This window comes from Dactylosporangium sp. NPDC000521 (genome assembly GCF_042898305.1).
In the GTDB taxonomy this organism is placed as follows: domain Bacteria; phylum Actinomycetota; class Actinomycetes; order Mycobacteriales; family Micromonosporaceae; genus Dactylosporangium.
In genome coordinates this window covers 193,101-213,293 of sequence record NZ_JBIAYW010000003.1, presented here as the reverse complement: position 1 = coordinate 213,293, position 20,193 = coordinate 193,101, and the positions used below count along the sequence as shown (strand labels likewise).

Here is a 20,193-nt window from a genome sequence, read left to right as displayed (position 1 = left end):
GCTCACGCGGGGTGCATGACCCGCCACCTGGCGAGGTTGTGCTTGGCGTCGACGAGCGCGTCGTGCCGCCCCTCCGCCGCCGGCAGGGGCGGCCGGCCCGTCTCGTCCCACAGCTGGCGCAGGTCCTTGGTGAACCGGGGGATCTCCCGGGGCAGCGTCGGCATCGGCCCCCACAGTTGGGCGAGGGCGACGTGGTCGTAGGCGGCATACCACGCCCACAGCTCCAGCTCGTCGGCCTCGCCGGCGCGCAGCGGCTCGACGAGGAACTCGAGCAGCTCGTCGCGGATCCGCTCGCGGGAGCGCCATGCCTTGTCGGCCGGCGACGGCAGCTTGTCCAGGACGTTGCGGCGCACCCACGGCACGGCCCGCGACCCGTCGAACTCCGTGGAGACCGCGTAGTACTCCCGGCCGTGCTCGTCCACCACCCCGATGGAGACCAGGTCGATCAGGCGACCGTCCTCGATGAACTCACAGTCGTAGAAGTAGCGATATGCCGACACCGCTCCCATCCTGCCCCGTCGCCGCCCGGCGGTGCGGCGGCAGGGTAGGGCCGTAAGGTCGGCTCACAGCAGCAGCGCGGCCATCCTGGTCAGCTCGGCGTGGTCGCGGGGTGTGCCGCCGCCGGCGTGGATCCTCTCGGCGACGGCGGCGGCGCGGGTGGCGGCGCGCAGCGCGAGCATCGCCGGCAGGACCGCGACGCACTCGTCGGCCGGGACCGGCCCGGCCCGCACGTACGCGTCGACCAGGGCCTCCGTCCCGGCGTCGCCCGCGCAGAGGACGGCGTGGGCGAGGTCGTACAGCAGCGGACCGGTGCCGGCGGCGGCCCAGCCGACCAGTCCGACCCGCCCGGTGCCGGCGTCGAGGCGGAAGCGGGCGGCGGCCGGCGCGCCGTGCCGGACCCCGTAGGTGAGCTGGTCGGTGACCATGATGCGGCGCACCACGGCGGCGGTCTCGGTGACGACCGGGCCGAGCCACGGCTCCATCGCCAGGTGCGGCGCCGCCGCCGGCACCGCCGCGGCCTGGAACTTCGCCAGGTCAGGGTGCACGAACCGGCGCAGGCTGCGATGGGCGGCGCCGAGCGCGCCACCCCACCACGACTGGTCGAGCGGGTCGTCGGCGCGCAGCGGACGGCCGGGGACCAGGCACATCAGCGCGAGGACGCCGTCACCCGCGCGTGAGGAGAGCGCCGTGGTGAGCGCGCCGTCGGCGGCCCGGACCGGGCGTCCGGCGCAGACGCCCGCCGCGTCGACGTGCTCGGCGGCGCTCAGGCCGGCCTCGAAACCGTGCCGTGCGGCCGCCGGAGCCCATTTCACCACGAACTGGGCCGCATCGCGCGGAGTCACATCGAATTGGCCACCGTCGATCTTGACCTGCCAGGCGGCGTCGCCGAGAGGAATGCACTGACCGGGGTTGCACTGCCAACTCCTGCGCAGTGCCGTGTGCACCTGGTCGGCAGCGGGGGCCACGTTGCGCATTATGCGCCCACAACCGCGTCGATGCCCGGTGAACGGCAGACACCCGGGGAGCGGTGCTCGCACCACCGTCCCCCCGGGCATCCGACACCAACCCCGCCCCCCAGCGGTTCGCGTGCTGGCACTAGCCTGCCTGCGGGCTCATGCGCGGGCTGTCAGTGAGCCGATGCGGGGGATGTACAGACTCCGACACGCGCGTCATGATCTGGTAGAAGTTTCCGTACTGTGCCCGCGATCACCTAGGGTGATCATGGGACCGATCAACGCTGCACCGGGAGGGGTTTGACCGTGGAGGGTCGGCTGCCAGATCCCGGCGACGCTCTGACCGGCGTGGATATGTTCAGTGGCCTGGATCCCGATGTGCGTCAGCGGGTCATCCAGGCGGCAGTGCCACGGACATACCGCAAAGGCCAGCTGCTGTTCGTCGAAAACGATCCGGGCGAGTCACTCATCGTGCTCAAGCGCGGTGCCGTGATGGTGTTCCGGACCGCGCCGACCGGCGAGCGCGCGGTCCTGTCGGTCGTCCGCCCGCCCGACACGCTCGGCGAGGTGTCGCTGCTGGACGGCGCGGCCCGGTCCGCGTCCGCGGAGGCGATCGAGGACTGCCAGGCCCTGGCGCTGTCCCGGCACGCGTTCATCGAGCTCGTCCACGCCAACCCGCGCATCCTGGACGCGGTCATGCGCTCGCTCGGCGCGCTCATCCGGCGCCTCACCGAGCAGAACGCCGACCACGTCTTCCTCGACCTGCCCGGCCGCGTCGCCAAGACCCTCGTCCGGCTCGCCGGCGAGACCAACGCGCCGATGGTGACCATCGAGCTCAACCAGAGCCAGCTGGCGGAGATGGCCGGCGGCTCCCGGCAGAGCGTCAACCAGGCCATCGGGTCGTTCGCCAGCCGCGGCTGGCTGCGCACCGAGGGCCGGCGGATCGTCGTGACCGACCTCAGCGCCCTGCGCCGCCGCGCCGGGATGACCGACCGCTGACCTGCGTGTCGCACCACCGCGTTGCGTGTCGCAACGCGGTGGTCGATCGGGTCCCCGGCGTGTGAGGATGTGCGGGGATCCGAATCAGGGAGTGTCGGCGATTTCCAGTCAGTGCGCACGCTGCGGCCGCCAGTCAGGCGATGGTGACCGGTTCTGCGGTGGATGCGGCGCCGAGCTGAGCCCGGCCTGCGCGACGTGCGGCCGCTCGCTCGCCCCGGACGCGTCGTTCTGCACCGGCTGCGGCACCCCCCGCGCCGCCACCGGCGCAGGCAGCGGCCCGGCGGGCCGCGCCGACCGTGGCGGTGGCCACATCGGCCGCGCCACCGTGCCGATCCCCGCCACCCGCAGCGAGGACCGCCGGCGGATCAGTGTCCTGTTCGTCGACCTGATCGACTTCACGCCCTATGTCGAGCGCGCCGACCCCGAGCTGGTCCGAGAGCTGCAGAAGGGCTTCTTCTCCACCGCCCGCGAGGTCATCGGCCAGTACGGCGGGGTCGTCGAGAAGTACATCGGCGACGCCGTCATGGCGCTCTTCGGCGCGCCCGTGGCCACCGAGACCGACGCCGTGCGCTGCGTGCGCGCCGGCCTGGAGCTGCAGCGGGTGCTCGCCCGGTATGCCAGCACCGGCGAGGGCGAGCGGGCGCTGCGCTTCCGCGTCGGGGTCGCGACCGGCGAGGCGCTCGTCGACGTGGCCGCGGCCCGCGACGGCGGCCAGGCGATCGTCGCCGGCGACGTCGTCAACACCGCCTCCCGGCTGCAGTCCCTCGCCCCGCCCGGCGGGGTCCTCGTCTGCGGCAGCACGTATGCGCTGACCAAGTCCTCGATCCGCTACGAGGCGCAGCCCCCCGCCACGCTGCGTGGCCGCTCCACCCCCACCGAGGTGTGGCTGGCCCTCGCGCCGCTGCGGCGCAACCACCCCGACCGGGAGGCCGGCTCCACGCCCCTGGTCAACCGCACCCACGAGCTCAGCCTGCTGGTCAACGCCCTGCACCGGGGGCTGCGCGAGCGCACCCCGCAGCTGGTCACCGTCATCGGGCACGCCGGGATCGGCAAGAGCCGGCTCGTACATGAGCTGTTCCTGCACGCCGAGCGGCTCTTCGACGCACCCGTCGCGTGGCGCACCGGCCGCTGCCCCCCGTTCGGGGAGAACGTGACCTACGCCGCGCTCGCCGACATCGTCAAGGCGCAGGCCGGCATCCTCGACACCGACAGCGCCGAGACCGCCCGCGCGCGGCTCGACACGGCCCTCAGCGTGATCGTCACCCCGTCGGAGGCGGAGCGGCTCGCCGACGCGCTCAGCCCGCTCGTCGGCCTGCCCGGGCCGAAGCTCGCCCCCGACGAGACCGAGTCCGCCTGGCGGCGCTTCGTGGTCGCGCTCGCCGCGCACCGGCCGACCGTCCTGGTCTTCGAGGACCTGCACTGGGCCGACGAGTCGATGGTGCGCTTCGTGGAGCGTCTCGGCGCGTCGGTGCGGGACGTGCCCCTGCTCCTGCTGTCGACCGCCCGGCCGGAGTTCCTGGAGCGCAACGCCAGCTGGGCCGGCGCCATCGCCGGCTCGGTCACGATCACGCTGCCGCCGCTGCGCGACGCCGAGATCGCCACCATGTACGCGCACCTGCTCGGGCAGGCCGCGTTCCCCGGCCACTCGCTCAACTCACTCGTCGAGCTCGCCGACGGCAACCCGCTGTACGCGCTCGAGTACACCCGCATGCTCGCCGAGCAGGGCAACGTCCGCACCTCCGACGCCCTCAATCGGGTGCTGCCGATGCCCGACAGCGTCCACGCGGTCATCGCCAACCGGGTCGACCTCCTCGAGGCCGCCGACCGGGCGGTGCTGCAGGCCGCCGCGGTCGTCGGCATGAACTTCTGGCCCGGCGCGGTCGCCGCCGCGATGAGCCGCCCCGCCGACGGCATCGAGCGCTCCCTGCGCCGCCTCGAGCAGCGCGACCTCATCCACGAGCAGGCCGCCTCGACGATGGAGGGGCAGACGGAGTACCGCTTCGGCCACGTCCTCGTCCGCGACGTCTGCTACCAGCGGCTCCCCCGCACCGAACGGGTCGCCCGGCACGAGCTGACCGCCGCCTGGCTCGACAGCGTGGCCGCCGACCGCGACACCGACCTCGCCGAGGTCGTCGCCAACCACCGGTACACCGCCTACGAGATCGCCGGCTCGCTCGGCCTCGACGCGCCCCGCTACAGCGTGCCGGCACGGGAGGCGCTGTACCGGGCGGCCCGCCGCGCGTACGCGCTGCACGCCCTCGACGCGGCCGCCGCCCACGCCGGCAAGGCCCTCGCCCTCTGCGACGACAGCACCGACCAGGGCGAGCGGCTGCGGATCGAGCTCCTGGCCACGGAGATCGCCTTCTACGCCGACCCGGAGTCGTTCCTCGGTACGGCCGGCGCCGGTCCGGCGGGCACTGCCGGTACAGCGGGATCCGGCGGAACCAGAAACCCCGACGCGGGCAGGGCGGGCACGGACCAGCTGGCCAGCCTCGCCGAGCGGCTCTACGCGGCCGGTGAGCAGGCCAGCGCCGCCCGGGCCTGGACGATCCGCGGGCAGGCCGCATGGCTGCGCGCCGACCGGCTCGGCGCCCTGTCGTGCCTGGACCGGGCCGTGGAGCTGTTCGACGAGCTGCCGGACGCGCCGGAGAAGGCCGACGCGTACGCCGAGCTCGGCCGCCTGCACATGTCCAACTTCGAGGTCGAGCCCGCCGTGGCCGCGGCCAGCGCCGCCGCGGAGATCGCCGACCGGCTCGGCCTCATCGAGGTCGCGACCAGCGCCCGGATCACCATCGGCACCGCGCTCTTCCAGGCCGGCGACCGGTCCGGCCTGGTCGAGCTGCAGGCCGCCCTCGAGGTGTGCCGGGAGCGGCGGCTGCTGTCGGAGCACCGGGCGATGCGCAACGTGGCGTGGGCGCTGCTCGAGGACGGCGACTGGACCGCGTCGGCGGCGATGTACGAGAGCACCCGGAATACCGTGCCCGGCAGCCACACCCTCGCCACCGGCTACTCCAACGTCGCGCAGGTCGCGTACTTCACCGGCGACTGGGCCACCCTCATCGGCGTCGCCGAACGCGACCCCGCCTCCGAGTGGGACCTGCAGGTCCGCGGCGCGCACGCGTGGATGAAGATCCTGCGCGGCGAGCCGTTCATCAACGCCGACGAGATCGAGGACCTCCTCGCCGCCGGCCAGCGCAGCGGCTTCTACCGCCTGCAGTGGACCGTCCTCGGCCACGGCGCCCTCTGCCGGGCGCTGCAGGGCCGTTCACGGGACGCCGAGGCGCTGATCGTCGAGCTCGCCAAGACCTGGCGGGAGGTACGGGCGATCGCCAGCGGCGAGTGGATCGACGCGACCGCCCACGCCGCCGTCCTCGCCGGCCGGGTCGCGATGCTGGCGATCCGCGACATGCTCGCCGACGTGCCGCACCGCACGCCGTGGGTCGAGGCGGCGCTGCGGACGATCACCGGGGCGATCGCGTTCGTCGACGGGGACTTCGCCCGGGCCGCCGACATGCACCTCGCCGCCGCGGAGCTGTACGGCGAGATCCCCAACGCCTCCGCCCGCATGCTGTCGCTCACCTGGGCCGTGCAGGCGCTCGGGCGGCTGGGCCCGTCCGCCGCGGAGCGCCTCGAGCCGTGGCGCAGCGAGCTGGTCGCCTTCGCCACGCAGGCCGGCGCGCCGATGCTGCTGACGCTCGCGGAGCTGCCGCCAACGCCGTTGTAGGGGCGCGGCCCCGGCGGCGGCGGCTGCCTGCGCCGTTGTAGGCGGAGCTGCCGTCCACGCGCTTTTGGAACGCTCGCCTGCGCCGCTGCTGAACCACCTGCCTGCGCCGCTGCTCGGTTGCCCGCCAGCACCGCTGCTGGGTCGCCCGACTGCGCCGCTTGCGCCGCTGTTGAGGGTGCCCGCCTGCGCCGCGTCCGGCTCGTCTGCGATGCTTCCGGCTCGTCTGCGATGCTTCCGGCTCCCCTACGCAGCTCCGGCGCGCCTGCGCCGGTCGAGGTGCCGCCTACGCCGGTCGAGGTGCCGCCTACGCCGCCACAGGCTGCTTCTCCGGCTCCGGCGCGCTCTTCACCTTCTGCGCGTACATGTCGATGTACTCGCGACCGGAGAGGGTCATCAGCTCGTACATGATCTCGTCGGTGACGGCACGCTCGATGAAGCGGTCGCCGGCCATCCCCGCGTACCGGGAGAAGTCCAACGCCGGCCCGAAGCGGATGTGCACGCGCTTCAGGTTCGGCAGGATCTGCCCGATCGGCTGAACCTTGTCCATGTTCATCATCGCCACCGGCACGACCACGGCGCCGGACTCCAGCGCGAGCCGGGCCACGCCGGTCTTGCCCCGGTAGAGCCGGCCGTCCGGCGAGCGGGTGCCCTCGGGGTAGATGCCGAAGATGCCACCCTCCCGGAGGATCTTGAGACCGACCTCCAGCGCGGCCCGCGCCGCCTTCCCGCCGGAACGGTCGATCGGCACCTGCCCCGTGCCGGCGAAGAACAGCTTGATCAGGCGACCCTTGATGCCCTTGCCGGTGAAATACTCTGCTTTGGCCGGAAACGTCACCCGCCGCTTGACACTCAACGGCATGAAGATCGAGTCCGCGAACGACAGGTGGTTGCTGGCGATGATCACGGGCCCCTCGGCGGGGACGTGCTCCAGCCCCTCCACCCTTGGACGGAAGATGAGCTTCAGCACAGGCCCGAGGACGATGTACTTGAGGAACCAGTAGAGCACCGCTCAACCTTCCAAGATCTGCCAGACAATCGGTGATGACCGTCGCAAAGAGCCTACGAACCAGTTCGGCACACCACAACGCACTCCCGGAACCGCCCGTGCGCGTGTCAGGATTTCGGTCAGCGGTTTTTTCGCGGCGGACCCGGTCGTCGCGGTGTCGGCCGCGGGGAGGGGCAGGCGGTGCCAGGGGGTGGGGCGCGGCGCGGCCGGCGCGACAACGGCCTGGTAGCGCAGGAGTACGCGATCGTCGGTGACGTCGACCCGCGGGTCGGCGAGCACCTGCTGGACGTCCTGGCGGCGGGCGGCATCGCCGCCTATCTGCAGCCCGCCACCGACCTGCACCCGGTGACGCGCACCACGACCCTGCCCGTCAGACCCACCGACCGGCTCTACGCTGATCGTGACCACCTCGCCACGGCCCGCGACTATTTCACCCAGCTTACCGCCGTGCCCGAGCAGCACACCCCACCCGCCGAGGCCCCCCAACCCGCCACGGCACCGCCATCCCAGCCATCCCAGTCATCCCAGGAGGCCAAGACGAGCCGCAAGTCGGACGACGAGGCGTTCGCCAGCATCATCGCCGGCTTCCATACCACCGTCGATCCGACCAGCGCCCCCTGGCCCGCCGCCGAGGACCTCGACTCCTCCGGCTCCACCGCCGCCGACATGGACACCGAGCCGGCCCCCCGCACCCCGCTGCGCCGCGCCTCCGACGCCGTCGACCGCTCCCTGCTGGACAGCCTGGACTCCTTCGGCGCCGACCTGCCCGACGACGAGGACGAGGACGCCGGCTACACCCCGCCTCCCCCACCCCCGCTGCCACGGATCGCCCCGTCGACCGTCCTGGCGGTCCTGGCCCTGGTCGGCGGCCTGATCCTGCTGATCTGGCCCGACCTCCTGCCGGTCTTCGGCCCCCAGTCCACCCTGTTCCTGGGCTTCGCCCTGCTGCTGAGCGGCTTCGTCACCCTGATCCTGCGCCTGCGCCCCGGCGACGAAGAGGACGACGACCCCGACAACGGCGCCCGCGTCTGACCCCGTCCGCCCCTCCCCCGGCAACGGCCCGCCGCACCTGCCAGCGTCGGCACCGCATGCGGTCAGGTGGGCTTCTCCAGCCAGTCGAGGATGGCGTCGATGGGTTCTTGCCAGCGCGCGTCGAGCATCAGGTTGTGGCCCATGCCCGGGAAGAGGAGCGGGGAGCCGCCGTACCTGCGGGCGACCCACTCCAGCGCCGAGACGGAGACCACCCGGTCGTCGGGGCTGCCGGCGACGAGGACCGGCGGGGTGCCGACCGGGGGTTCGGGCTCCTGGCGGCGGATGAGCTGGCGCTGCGCGGCGGCGGGGACGCGTTGGAGGCGGGCGGCGAACGACTGGGCCGCCGAGGCGGGCAGCGAGCGGCTGAACAGCTGCGCGGGGCGCAGGCTGACGTGGCCGCCGAAGAGGCCGGGGAGCGTGCCGACGGGGTTGCGGCGCAGCAGGCCGAAGGCGGTGCCCAGGCCGCCGAAGACGGGGGCGACGAGGACGCCGGCGCGGGCCGGGTACCGGGCGAGGGCCATCGCCACGACGAGGGCGCCGGTGCCGTGGCCGACGAGGATCGCCTGTTTCGGCAGGCCGGCGGCGACCTGGGTGACGTCGTGGACGTAGTCGCGCAGGCGGGCGTCGGGGTCGGGGCCGCTGCCACCGTGGCCGCGCAGGCTCATCGCCGCGGCGGGGAAGCCCCGGCCGGCGGTGTGCTCCAGCCAGTGCTGGGCGAAGGCCCAGGCGCCGTGGCCGTACCCGGGGACGAACAGCACCGGCGGGCGGTCGTCAGCGGCCAAAGACGACGAAGTCGAGGCGGCCTCCTCGAACAGGACCTCGCGCCGGACCGGCTTCGGCGGGGACGACCACTCGTCGGAGCGCATGACGCGGGTCGTGGCGGACGGGGCACGGGTGGTCAACGGACCGCCTCCAGCTCGTGCAGGGACTTCTCCAGCTCCTGCAGGTACACGAAGTGGCTCACCTCGAACCAGTGCCGGGTCGAGTCGGTGACCTTGCCGGCGGTGAAGCGCCGGTCGCCGTCCTGGCGCAGCTTCGCCCACAGGGCCTGCGCGCGGGTCGGCGACGCGTCGAGGACACGCAGCCACTGGGCGATGAACACCGCCTGCCAGTGGGCGAGGGTGAACACCCCCGAGTCGGGCTGCAGCAGTCCGGCGACGGCGAGGGTCGGGTGGGTGCGTGACAGCATCTGCAGCGCCAGCCGGGGGCGGCCGGACGAGTCCGTCGACAGCAGCTCCGGGGCGAGGAAGTCGAAGTTCGGCAGGTACCCGGTGGCGAAGACGACCAGGTCGGGTTCGATGGTGCGGCCGTCGGACAGGACGACCTCGGTGCGGTCGAAGCGTTTGACGTCGGGCAGCGCAGTGATCCCGCCGTGTCCGAGGTAGTACGGCAGCTGGCTGTTGACGAGCGGGTGCATCTCGAGCAGGCCGTGCTCCGGCTTCGGCAGGCCGAAACGGGTCAGGTCGCCGACGGTCATGTTGATCGTGCGCTGCAGCAGCCACTGGCGCAGCCGGAACGGCAGCCGCATCGCGAGGATCCGGTCGTTGACCTGGTCGGCAGGCTTGCCGAGGGCGTATTTCGGCGCGTACCAGTAGCCGCGGCGGGTCGAGTGCCAGCACTTCGCCGCCTGCTGGGCCGCCTCGACCGCGATGTCGCAGCCGGTGTTGCCGGCCCCGACGACCAGCACCTTGCGTCCTCGCAGCTGGGAGGCGTCCTTGTACTGGCTGGCGTGGATGACCTTGCCGCGGAAGTCCTCGAGCCCTTCGTACTCGGGCATCTTCGGCCACCAGTTGTGCCCGTTGGCGACCACGACGGCGGCGTAGCGCATGGTGCGTGGCGCCCCGCCCCGCGAGCCGCGGACGGTGACGTCCCACCGCGGCAGGCCGCCGCCCGGGTCGCCGGCGGGTTCGACCCGGGCGACCTCGGTGCCGAACCAGATGTGCTCCCGCAGCGAGAAGTGGTCGGCGTACCGCTCGAAGTAGGCGAGCAGCTGCGAGTGGTGCGGGTAGTCGGGCCAGTCGTCGGGCATCGGGAAGTCGGGGAACTGCGTGAACGGCTTCGACGAGATCAGGTGCGTGCTGGAGTACACGGGGCTGCGGTCGTGCCGCCAGTTCCACCCGCCGCCGACGCCGGTCTCGCGCTCGTAGCAGTCGACGCCGAAGCCCGCCTCGCGGAGGTTCTTGATCGCGGTGAGGCCGGTGCCGCCGGCGCCGATGACGCAGACGGTGTCGCCGCGGTCGTAGACGGGTTCGCCGTCGCGCCAGTGGGTCGCGCCGCCGGCCAGTTCGTCGAAGCTCGTCACCCGCGTCGTCTCCCCACTGCACCGCGTCCCCACTGCACCGCGCGCGCTCCGGTCGCCGCGCACGCCCTGTCGCGGCCAGATCCTCGTCCGCTCGGCGCTGGTTTGTCCAGTCCCGCACGTCACGCGAGCGCTCCCTCCGCCATGATCCGGAAGGGTTCTTGCTGCTACGACGACAAGAAGTCTTCGGGATCATGAGGGGGCCGTGACGGGTTGTCGCGACCGCAGGTCGCGTCGGCGCAACTATCCGCGGGCCGGTCGGCGGAAGGCGGGGCGGGAAGCGGGCTACTCGGGCAGGTCGAGCTCGACGACGACTGGGAAGTGGTCGCTGGCCTGGCGGGCGGCGGGGGTGTCGACGACCTCGTAGGACAGGACGGTGATGCGGGGGTCGACGAAGACGACGTCGAGGCGTTCGCGGGGGGCGGAGCACGGGAACGTGTGGCGGGCGTCGGTGCCGGCGCTGTCGACGAGGCCGTCGGCCAGGGTGCGCCAGGCGGCGCCGCCGGAGTTCTCGTTGAGGTCGGCGGCGAAGATGACCGGCTCGGCCAGCGAGTTCAGGTGCTGTTTGAGCAGAGCGGCCTGGCTGGGGCGTTCGGTGGCGTCGGTGGACAGGTGGGAGCCGGCGACCGCGAACGCCGACCGCCCGACGCGGCCGCGGACGAACGCGGCGCCGCGCATGTGCCGGCCGGGGGTCAGCGGATAGCGGATGTCGAAGGCGTCGACGGGGCGGACGCGCAGGTTGACGAGGATGAGGTTGCCCAGGGACGGCAGGCCGCCGCCGCCGATGACGAGCTCGAAGTCGCGGGCGAGGGCCGCCGACTTCTGCCGCCACCGGAAGCGGCGGGGCGCCTCCTGCAGGATCGCCACGTCGGGCGCGATCTCCCGCACGACCTGCGAGAGGGCGCGACGGTCGTCCTTCAGGCTGTGCAGGTTGTACGAGAGGACCCGGAGTTTGCTCATACGCGCGCCAGGTCGGCGGCTCCGACCACTCCCGCGAGGTTGCCCATGAGGGCGGGGCGGATCTCGGCGACGGGGAGCCGGCCGCGCTGGGCGAGCTGCTCCTCGTAGCTGGCCCGGGCCGGCTTCATGAGCAGGTCGCCGGCGTCGATGACACCGCCGCCGACGACGATGACCTGCGGGTCGAGGATCTGCACGATGTCGGCGAGGGCGACGCCGAGCCAGCGGCCGATCTGCTCGAACGCGCCGGTCGCGACGGCGTCGCCGAGGCGGGCGGCCTCCGTCACGAACTGCCCCTTGATGGCGTCGGCGTCGCCGCCGACGAGGCCGAGGAGCTGCTCGGCGAGCTCCGGGTGCTTGCGCGCGTCGGCCTTGGCGAAGCGGACAAGGGCGTTGCCGCTGGCGTACTGCTCGAGGCAGCCGCTGCGCCCGCAGCCACAGGGGTGGCCGTTGGGGACCATCGTCATGTGGCCGAGCTCGGCGGCGATGCCGTTGGTGCCGCGGATGAGGCCGCCGTTGATGACGACGCCGCCGCCGATGCCGGTGCCGACGGTGAAGAGGACCATCGAGCTGTCTGCGTCGTGGCCGGCGCCGAACTGGAACTCGGCCCAGGTGGCGGCGTTGGCGTCGTTCTCCACGACGACGGGCAGGCCGACCGCGGCGGTAATCTTCTCGCGCAGCGGCTCGTTGCGCCAGGCGAGGTTGGGGGCGAACTGCACGATCGAGCGGGTCGCGTCGATCCAGCCGGCCGCGCCGATGCCGACGGCATCGACGGGGTGCGCGGCGGCCAGCTCCTGGATCACCTCGATGATCCGGTCGGCCGTCTGCGACGAGTCCTGCGCCGGCGTGTCGCGCCGGGTCTGCGCGAGGACGTCACCCGCCGAGTCGACGACTCCGCCGAGGACCTTGGTTCCGCCGATGTCGACTCCGATGGTCAATCCCACCGCGTCTGTCTCCTCTCGCACAGGCGCTATGCCTCGGGATCAATCTTGGGTTTGACGGCCTTCTTGGCCATCGGTTTCGGCGACTTCGGTGTCTCCGCTGTGGCGTCCTGCCACACGTCTCCTGTCGCGTTTCCGGATGATGTACCGGCAGGGCCCGCCGACCCGGCCGCATCGTCTCCACGGTCGCCGGGGCCGGACCCCGTGTCGCGACCCTCGGTGGCAGACCCTGTGCCCCGGCCGCCAGGGCCGCTCCCTGCGGCGTGGCTGCCGAAGGTCCTCAGGATGCCGGCCAGGCCGACGGCCAGGTCGCCGACGCCGCCGGCGAGGCGCTCGGCGAACTCGGGGTCGGGGTCGCGGGCGGCGGCGATGGCCTTGCAGACGGGGCAGACGCAGCACTCGGCGGAGCCGGTGGCGAAGCCTGCGGTGCTGTTCGCGGCGACCGACAGCGCGGCGAGTGCGGTCGCGACGAGGCGTTCGGCCTCCTCGCGCGGGTCGCGGCTCATGTCGTCACCTCCGCTGCGCTCCGGCGCCGGCCGGAGCCGGTCACTGCGATCCTGGTTCGCAGCCCTCCGCGACGCTCCGGGCCGCTCATGTGGCCCCCTCGACTCGCCGCTTGAGCTCCTTGAGCGCCGTGTCCATGATCATTTTCTCGGCCTTGCGCTTGAACATGCCGAGCATGCCGATCGCGAGCTCCACGGCGAGGGAGTAGGTGACCGTGGAGGTGCCGTCGCCGTTGGCGGTGATGTCGTAGGAGCCGTCCTGCTGCTTCTGCATCTTCGACGGCGCGACCAGGCTCCACTCGATCCTGGTCAGGTCCTCGGCATACTCGTACTGCAGCGTGTACTCGTCCGACACCGGGCCGGAGTCCAGCGCGAAGCGGACCTGACTGGCGTAGCCGTCCTCGTACTCCTCGACCACCTCGACCGACTTCACCGCGGCGACCCACTCGGGGTATCGGGCGAAGTCGGCGATGACCTCGGCGATGCGCTCCGGGGGCGCGTCAATGACGATCGACTGAGTCGAAGTGTCGGCCATGCGTGGCAGGCTACCTCTGCGGTGCGCCTGACGATCCGTCGGCAGGGTAGGTTCCCGAATACGGGTTGAAACGAAGGAGTCGGAACGTGCGCGAGTTCACCGTGCCCTCAGCGGTCACTGTCGGCGACCACGCCACGCTGACCGACCCCGTGTGGGACAACGCGGTCACCGCGCCGAACGCGGTGCAGTTCCAGCGTCAGCTCGCGGGCGAGTGGCAGGATGTGACCTGCGCCCAGTTCCACGACCAGGTGCTGACGCTCGCCCGGGGCCTGCTCGCCGCCGGTGTCGAGCCGGGTGAGCGGGTCGCGCTGATGAGCAAGACGCGCTACGAGTGGACCCTCATCGACTATGCCATCTGGTCGATCGGCGCGGTCACCGTGCCGATCTACGAGACGTCCAGCGCGGAGCAGGTCGCCTGGATCCTCGAGGACTCCGGCGCGGTCGCCTGCTTCGTCGAGAACGACACGCACCGCGATTCCATCGCTGCGATCCGTGACCGGCTGCCGGCGGTCGAGCACGTGTGGCAGATCGACGGCGCGCCCGGCGCGGTGGACGTCCTCGGCGCCGACGGCGCGGCCGTGCCCCGCGAGGACGTCGAGCGGCGGCGGGCCGCCACCAAGGCCGATGACCTCGCCACGATCATCTACACCAGCGGGACCACCGGCCGGCCCAAGGGCTGCATGATCACCCACCGCAACATGCTGTCGGACATCGTCAACGCGATCCCCGAGCTGCAGTCGCTGTTCCACCAGGGCGCCCGGACGCTGCTGTTCCTGCCCCTGGCGCACTCGTTCGCCCGGCTGATCCAGATCGGCGTCGTGCAGGCCCGGGCCACGATGGGCCACACCGCCGACACGAAGAACCTGGCGGCGACCCTGCAGAGCTTCCGGCCGACGTTCGTGCTGTCGGTGCCGCGCGTGTTCGAGAAGGTGTACAACACGGCGAAGCAGCGGGCCCACGCCGACGGCAAGGGCGCCATCTTCGACCGGGCGGAGCGGGTGGCGATCGCGTTCAGCTCCTCGGACCGGCCCGGCCCGCTGTTGCGCGCACAGCACGCGGTGTTCGACCGCCTCGTGTACGGGAAGCTGCGGGCCGCGCTCGGCGGGCAGTGCGCGCGGGCGATCTCCGGCGGCGCGCCCCTCGGCGAGCGGCTCGCGCACTTCTACCGCGGCATCGGCGTCACCATCTTCGAGGGGTACGGGCTGACCGAGACCTCCCCCGCCACCAACGCCAACCGCGACACCGGCGCACGCATGGGCACCGTCGGGCGCCCGCTGCCCGGCGTCACGATCCGTATCGACGACGACGGCGAGATCCTCGTCCAGGGCGACATCGTGTTCAAGGGGTACTGGAACAACCCCGCCGCGACGGCGGAGGCGATCGACGCGGACGACTGGTTCCACACCGGCGACATCGGCGAGCTCGACGACGACGGGTACCTGCGCATCACCGGCCGCAAGAAGGAGCTCATCGTCACCGCCGGCGGCAAGAACGTCGCCCCGGCCGTCCTGGAGGACCGGGTCCGCGCGCACCCGCTCGTCAGCCAGTGCATGGTCGTCGGCGACCGGCAGCCGTTCATCGCCGCCCTCGTCACCATCGACCCCGACGCGCTGCCGGCCTGGGCCTCCGCGCACGGCAAACCGGCCGACTTCTCGTTCGTCGACGACCCCGAGCTGCGCGCCGAGATCCAGACCGCGATCGACGACGCCAACGCCGCCGTGTCGAAGGCGGAGGCGATCAAGGTGTTCCGGATCCTGCCGCAGGACTTCACCGAAGCGACCGGCACGCTCACCCCGTCGTTGAAGGTGAAACGGAACGTCGTCCTGAAGGAGTACGCCGGCGAGATCGCCGCCATCTACGAGCGCTGATGCTGCCACCTACGGTAGGGAGGACCATTCGTTGACCGAGCTGACGGTGCTGGGCGACCGCCCCAGAGGCGCCGTGATCACGGTTCGAGTCCTGATGCTCGCGCTCGTCGCGGCGCTGCTGTTCATCGACGGCACGCGCGCCGCGGAGCTGCTCTGGCTCGCGCTGCTGCTGGTCGCCATGGCGATCGCCACGGTCGCGCCGCCCGTACACCGGATCGCGCACCTCGGTCGCGCGGCCGAGGTGCTCGTCGTCGCGCTCGCCGCGTCCGGTGTGGACACCCACTTCCTCGTCTACCTGCCGGTGCCTGTCGTCGGCGCGGCGCTCGCCTCGGGGATGGTCGTCGCCGCCGGGTACCTCGCGGCCGCGGCGGGGCTCCTCGCGGCCGGCGGCGCCGTCGACGGGGTGCTCGACGAGCGCCGGTACCTCGGCAACTGCCTGCAGTGGCTGGTCGTCGCCGGGGTCGCCGCGTATCAGGCGGGGGTCCTGCAGCGGGCGTTCCTGGCCCGGCGCACCGACGAGACGCCGCAGCCATACGTGGAGGCGACCCGCCTGCTCACCCAGCTGCGCAGCGTCGCCCGGCAGCTGCCCGGCGCCACCCTCGACCCCGGCGGCCTCGCCGAGCACCTCCTCGACGAGGTCCGGGCGATGGTCCCGTCGTCCCGCGGCGCCGTGCTGTCCGGCAGCGGCGGCGGCCGGCTCGTCGTGCTCGCCCAGGCCGGCGTGGAGCGCCTCGACTGGGAGACCGCCCTGGACACGGAGAGCTCCGTCGCCGACGCGTGGGCGACCCAGCAGCCGGTCGTGTCGGGCCGCTCGCAGGCCCGGTCGGTCGCGCCCAGCCGCGACATCTCGTCGATGGTCGTGCCGCTCGTCGCCGGCGTCCGCACCGTCGGGCTCATCATCCTGGAGAGTGACACCGCCGGGGCGTACCCGCCGGCGGTCCTCGCCCGCGTCACCGGCCTGACCGGCGCGGCCGCGCTGCGCCTCGAAGCGGCGCTGCTCTTCGACGAGGTCCGGTCCCTCGCCACGACCGAGGAGCGGCAGCGGCTCGCCCGCGAGATCCACGACGGTGTCGCCCAGGAGCTCGTCATGGTCGGCTACGGCATCGACAACGCGGTCGCCGCGCTGCCCGACGCCGCCGCGGCCGAGGAGGAGCTGCGCATCCTGCGCGCCGAGGTCACCCGCGTCATCACCGAGCTGCGGCTGTCGCTGTTCGAGCTGCGCAGCGAGGTCGACCGGTACGGCGGCCTCACCGCGGCGATCGCCGACTACGCCCGCACCGTCGGCGCCTCCGCCGGGCTCCGCGTGCACCTCTCGCTCGACGAAACCACCGCCCGGCTGCCCGCCGCGGTCGAGGCGGAACTGCTGCGCATTGCCCAGGAAGCCATCACGAACGCGCGGAAACACGCCGGCGCGGAGAATCTTTGGGTAACGTGCGCGGTCGATCCACCGTTCGCACAGGTAGAAATCTCCGACGATGGAAGCGGCATCGGTGAGAACCGCCCTGACGGGCGCTATGGTCTTGCGATCATGGCCGAGAGAGCGGAACGTATCCGAGGCCGGTTGGAGATCACACCGCGCGTGCCGAATGGGACAACAGTGGCGGTTGTGCTCGGAACCGCACCGCGTGCGCGGTAGCGTGAAGGCACCAGAGGGAGAGAGCACCGGGAATGTCGACTACCGCGACGCCGACGACACGCACCAAAGTCCTGCTCGTCGACGACCACGATCTCATCCGCCGAGGACTGCGGCACGCCTTCGAGCGTGACCGGCAGTTCGAGGTGGTGGGCGAGGCCGCGACGGCCGCCGAGGCGATCCGCCAGGCCGGCGCCCTGCAGCCCGACGTGGTCATCATGGACCTGCGCCTCCCCGACGGCAGCGGCCTGGAGGCGACCCGCGCCCTGCGCAAGACCAGCAACACCATGGGCATCGTGGTCCTCACCATGTACGCGGGCGACGACCAGCTCTTCGGCGCGCTCGAGGCCGGCGCCTCCGCGTTCGTGCCGAAGACCGCCCCTGCCGACGAGGTGGTCGCCGCCGCCCGTCACGCCGCGTCGGCGCCTTCCGCGTTCACCGCCGCGGACCTCGCCGAGGCGATGAAGCGGCGGCTGGCCCCGAGCGGCCCGCAGCTGTCCCCCCGCGAGGGCCAGGTGCTGCGCCTGCTCGCCGACGGCATGAGCGTCGCCGGCATCGCCAAGCAATTGTTCGTCTCCGAGTCCACCGCGAAGACGCACATATCGAAGCTGTACGAGAAGCTCGGCGCCGCCAACCGCGCCCAGGCCCTCATGACCGCCCTTCGGCTCGGCCTCCTCGAAGCCCCGGACGCCCCGAAGTTCTGACCCGCGACCCTGCCGTATCTCGACTTTTCGATAGGCGCTGGCCGATCTGCCCCCAACCCCCAGAACGGCCAGCCTGTCGTTTTTCCACCTCCCATGGCCCTGCTTCGGCCATTGACCACCATCGCGCTCCTCCCAGCCGCGCCCGCACGCTTTCCGAGCCGAACGCACCAGGGGAAACCTCCACCCCGCCGCAGCGTTCACCTCTGATCGCCCCTTGAGCGAGCTCGACCACCGCCAGGCACGGGATGCCAAGCCAGCACCCCGCCGGCGGCACCTCCGATCACGGACCGCCACTCCTGAGCAGGCTCGGCACACAACCGCTACGGCGGTCGCCTTCAATCGCGGACCGCCACTGCCGAGTGAGCTCGCCACCGAAGCGGGGCTGACGCGCGGCCGGCACCGCGCCGCCCTCGCACCCGCAATGCCTTGAGCACTCCGCCCAGATCACGGCGCGCCGCTCTCCACCCGACCGTCGCTCTCCACCCGACCGTCGCTCTCCGCCCCTGCCGCGCCATGGCATGGCAGCGACACGACCGGCCCGCACCGCGTTCGTGCACCTGCCCCGCAGCACATCGTGCTCCCCCACCTGCCCCGCAGCGCACCGCGTTTCGCCCACCTGCCCGCAGCGCACCGCGTTTCGCCCACCTGCCCGCGCACACCGTGCTCGCCCACCTGCCCGCAGCACACCGTGCTCGCCCAGCTGCCCCGCAGCGCGCCTCCTGCGACCAACTGCCCCGCAGCACGCCGCGCTCGGCTGCCCCGGCGTACCTCATCCGGCCAGTTGCCCCACCGCGCTGGCGAATCGTGCGGCGACACGACGGCCCGGCTGGCGCGCCCGCCCGTAGTCCCCACGGGCCGCACTCCCCACGGGCCACACGCCGCACGAACCACAGGCCGCCACTCCGCACGAACCGCACTCCGCGCGGGCATGCCTGGGCTCGGGCGGCACTGCGCCGCACACTGCTGCGGTCACCACCCTGGCAGGGCCTTATCGCGCGCTTCGCTCATCACCGTCCTCCCCCGGTTGTCGTCGGCATCGCTCTTCGCCGCCGTTCGTGGAGCGGGTCAGGGTAAGCCGGGCGTGGGTGCGGTGAGCATGGTGCGGAGCCGGTCCGCCTGGGTCTCCCAGCGCCATTCCGACTCGACCCAGGCCCGGCCCGCGGCGCCCATCCTCGCGGCGAGGGCCGGGTCGCGCAGGAGGGTCGTGACGCGGTCGGCGACGGCGGCGACGTCGCGGCCTGGGACGACGAAGCCGGTCTCGCCCTCGCGGACCGCGTCGGGCGCGCCGCCGGAGTCGCCCGCGACGACGGGCAGGCCGGTCGCGGAGGCTTCGAGGTACACGATGCCGAGCCCTTCGACGTCGAGGCCACGGCGGCGGGTCCGGCACGGCATGGCGAACACGTCACCGGCGGCGTAGTGCGCCGGCAGCTCCGCCCACGACACGGACCCGGTGAACACGACGTCCCGCTCGACCCCGGCCTCACGCGCGAGCCGCTCCAGCGCGGGCCGGTACGGCCCACCACTGACCACCAGCAGTGCGGCGTCGGGAACCGCGCGGCGGATGAGCGGCAACGCCCGGATCAGCACGTCCTGCCCCTTGCGCGGCACGAGCCGGGACACGCACACGACCACCGGCCGGTCGGCGAGGCCGTGACGGGCGCGGATCAGCTGCCGGTCGACCTGCGGCGAGTACGCGTCCACGTCGACGCCCGGCGCCAGCCGCTGCAGCGACGTGAGCCCGTCCAGCGCCTTGGCGAGCCGGGTGCGGGTGTACTCGCCGAGGTACGTGACGACGTCCGCGCCGCGACCGATGCGCCGCAGCAGGCTCCGCGCGCCGGGCAGCGCCGCCCAGCCGACCTCGTGCCCGTGCGTGAGCGCGACGACCCGCTCCACCCCGGCCCGCCGCCGCAGCCCGCCGGCCAGCAGACCGAGCGGCGCCGCCGCCCCGAACCAGACGCTGTCGCACCCGTGCGCCCGTGCCAGCTCAGCGGCCCGCCGCGCGACCCCGGCCGTGGGCAGCAGCATGCCGGTCCGCTCCCGCACCACCTCGAACGGCTGCTCCGCGTCGAACTTCTCCGCCCCCCGGAACGTCGAGCAGTACACGACGACCGACCCCGCGGGCTGACGCACGGCAAGGTTGTGCACGAACTGCTGGATGCCACCCGGCCGCGGCGGAAAGTCATTGGTCACGAGCAGCGTGGTCATCGCGCCCCCACCCCTCCGGCAACCGCCCGGCCGCCACGACTCCGGACAGCCCCGCCGAGGTGAGCCGCGGTGCGACCACACGTCCCGGGTGCCGACCAGGTCCTGCGCCGCCATGCCCGGGGGCGACGGGCAGGGCGCGCATCGCAGCCCCGCACCTTCGCCGACCACCCGGGAACGGCCGGAACAGGCCCACTCCCCCACTCCACCAGACCCGACGGCCGAACGCCGTCACGGCACGGCAACACGCGCTCGCCACCTACCCGGCCGCCGCCAGTGCGGGACATCTCCCCTGATCCCACCAGGCCGAGCCACCGGCCTCCGCCACGGCCCGCC

The 20,193-nt window shown here is 72.8% G+C and carries 16 protein-coding genes; 6 read left to right on the top strand and 10 right to left on the bottom strand.

Translation table 11 applies throughout. The features are described from left to right. Nucleotides 1-2 precede the first annotated feature (2 nt). The gene (locus tag ACFY3L_RS11140) at nt 3-500 is read right to left on the bottom strand and encodes a polyadenylate-specific 3'-exoribonuclease AS (RefSeq protein ID WP_389321557.1); all 498 of its coding nucleotides are present in this window, start codon (nt 498-500) and stop codon (nt 3-5) included. Nucleotides 501-563: 63 nt separating this feature from the next. Further along, entirely contained in the window at nt 564-1,466 is a 903-nt protein-coding gene (locus tag ACFY3L_RS11135) for a phosphotransferase (protein ID WP_389321555.1), read from the bottom strand. 294 nt (nt 1,467-1,760) lie between these two features. On the opposite strand from ACFY3L_RS11135, the gene ACFY3L_RS11130 reads away from it, so the two are divergent. Beyond that, entirely contained in the window at nt 1,761-2,453 is a 693-nt protein-coding gene (locus ACFY3L_RS11130) for a Crp/Fnr family transcriptional regulator (RefSeq protein WP_344506284.1), read from the top strand. 91 nt (nt 2,454-2,544) lie between these two features. Further along, the gene (locus tag ACFY3L_RS11125) at nt 2,545-6,177 is read left to right on the top strand and encodes an AAA family ATPase (RefSeq protein ID WP_389321552.1); all 3,633 of its coding nucleotides are present in this window, start codon (nt 2,545-2,547) and stop codon (nt 6,175-6,177) included. 304 nt (nt 6,178-6,481) lie between these two features. Here ACFY3L_RS11125 and ACFY3L_RS11120 read toward each other — a convergent pair whose 3' ends face one another. Beyond that, a complete protein-coding gene (locus ACFY3L_RS11120) occupies nt 6,482-7,183 on the bottom strand; it encodes a lysophospholipid acyltransferase family protein (protein WP_389321550.1) in 702 nt (233 codons plus the stop codon). Between the two features lie 180 nt (nt 7,184-7,363). Here ACFY3L_RS11120 and ACFY3L_RS11115 point away from each other — a divergent pair, with 180 nt between their 5' ends. After that, on the top strand, nt 7,364-8,215 hold the full coding sequence (locus ACFY3L_RS11115) for a DUF308 domain-containing protein (protein WP_389321548.1): 852 nt from the start codon (nt 7,364-7,366) through the stop codon (nt 8,213-8,215). Between the two features lie 62 nt (nt 8,216-8,277). Here ACFY3L_RS11115 and ACFY3L_RS11110 read toward each other — a convergent pair whose 3' ends face one another. The 6 genes from ACFY3L_RS11110 to ACFY3L_RS11085 all read right to left on the bottom strand — a co-directional run bounded on the left by ACFY3L_RS11110 (nt 8,278) and on the right by ACFY3L_RS11085 (nt 13,450). Beyond that, entirely contained in the window at nt 8,278-9,081 is an 804-nt protein-coding gene (locus ACFY3L_RS11110) for an alpha/beta hydrolase (RefSeq protein ID WP_389322586.1), read from the bottom strand. Nucleotides 9,082-9,113: 32 nt separating this feature from the next. Continuing rightward, nucleotides 9,114-10,517, bottom strand: a complete 1,404-nt coding sequence (locus ACFY3L_RS11105; protein ID WP_389321546.1) for a flavin-containing monooxygenase — start codon at nt 10,515-10,517, stop codon at nt 9,114-9,116. 282 nt (nt 10,518-10,799) lie between these two features. Beyond that, a complete protein-coding gene (locus ACFY3L_RS11100) occupies nt 10,800-11,474 on the bottom strand; it encodes an endonuclease/exonuclease/phosphatase family protein (protein ID WP_389321544.1) in 675 nt (224 codons plus the stop codon). Then, on the bottom strand, nt 11,471-12,415 hold the full coding sequence (locus ACFY3L_RS11095) for an ROK family glucokinase (RefSeq protein WP_389321542.1): 945 nt from the start codon (nt 12,413-12,415) through the stop codon (nt 11,471-11,473). The genes ACFY3L_RS11100 and ACFY3L_RS11095 overlap by 4 nt, the downstream gene beginning before the upstream one ends. Before the next feature lie 26 nt (nt 12,416-12,441). Next, the gene (locus ACFY3L_RS11090; RefSeq protein WP_389321540.1) at nt 12,442-12,918 is read right to left on the bottom strand and encodes a hypothetical protein; all 477 of its coding nucleotides are present in this window, start codon (nt 12,916-12,918) and stop codon (nt 12,442-12,444) included. An 85-nt stretch (nt 12,919-13,003) separates the two neighbouring features. Then, entirely contained in the window at nt 13,004-13,450 is a 447-nt protein-coding gene (locus ACFY3L_RS11085) for an SRPBCC family protein (protein ID WP_389321538.1), read from the bottom strand. Nucleotides 13,451-13,536: 86 nt separating this feature from the next. On the opposite strand from ACFY3L_RS11085, the gene ACFY3L_RS11080 reads away from it, so the two are divergent. From ACFY3L_RS11080 to ACFY3L_RS11070, 3 genes are all read left to right on the top strand, one after another. Beyond that, nucleotides 13,537-15,318, top strand: a complete 1,782-nt coding sequence (locus ACFY3L_RS11080; protein ID WP_389321536.1) for an AMP-dependent synthetase/ligase — start codon at nt 13,537-13,539, stop codon at nt 15,316-15,318. 94 nt (nt 15,319-15,412) lie between these two features. Further along, entirely contained in the window at nt 15,413-16,954 is a 1,542-nt protein-coding gene (locus tag ACFY3L_RS11075) for a GAF domain-containing sensor histidine kinase (RefSeq protein WP_389322584.1), read from the top strand. 32 nt (nt 16,955-16,986) lie between these two features. After that, complete coding sequence (locus ACFY3L_RS11070) at nt 16,987-17,655, top strand: response regulator (RefSeq protein WP_033362529.1); 669 nt, start codon at nt 16,987-16,989, stop codon at nt 17,653-17,655. 1,065 nt (nt 17,656-18,720) lie between these two features. Here the strand turns inward: ACFY3L_RS11070 and ACFY3L_RS11065 are convergent. Next, the gene (locus tag ACFY3L_RS11065) at nt 18,721-19,860 is read right to left on the bottom strand and encodes a glycosyltransferase family 4 protein (protein WP_389321534.1); all 1,140 of its coding nucleotides are present in this window, start codon (nt 19,858-19,860) and stop codon (nt 18,721-18,723) included. Nucleotides 19,861-20,193: the final 333 nt, after the last annotated feature.

Coding starts and splice junctions, on each gene's coding strand:
- ACFY3L_RS11100 (WP_389321544.1), bottom strand. CDS start 11,474: ATGAGCAAACTCCGGGTCCTCTCGTACAACCTGCACAGCCTGAAGGAC.
- ACFY3L_RS11070 (WP_033362529.1), top strand. CDS start 16,987: ATGTCGACTACCGCGACGCCGACGACACGCACCAAAGTCCTGCTCGTC.
- ACFY3L_RS11065 (WP_389321534.1), bottom strand. CDS start 19,860: ATGACCACGCTGCTCGTGACCAATGACTTTCCGCCGCGGCCGGGTGGC.
- ACFY3L_RS11085 (WP_389321538.1), bottom strand. CDS start 13,450: ATGGCCGACACTTCGACTCAGTCGATCGTCATTGACGCGCCCCCGGAG.
- ACFY3L_RS11090 (WP_389321540.1), bottom strand. CDS start 12,918: ATGAGCCGCGACCCGCGCGAGGAGGCCGAACGCCTCGTCGCGACCGCA.
- ACFY3L_RS11110 (WP_389322586.1), bottom strand. CDS start 9,081: ATGCGCTCCGACGAGTGGTCGTCCCCGCCGAAGCCGGTCCGGCGCGAG.
- ACFY3L_RS11075 (WP_389322584.1), top strand. CDS start 15,413: ATGCTCGCGCTCGTCGCGGCGCTGCTGTTCATCGACGGCACGCGCGCC.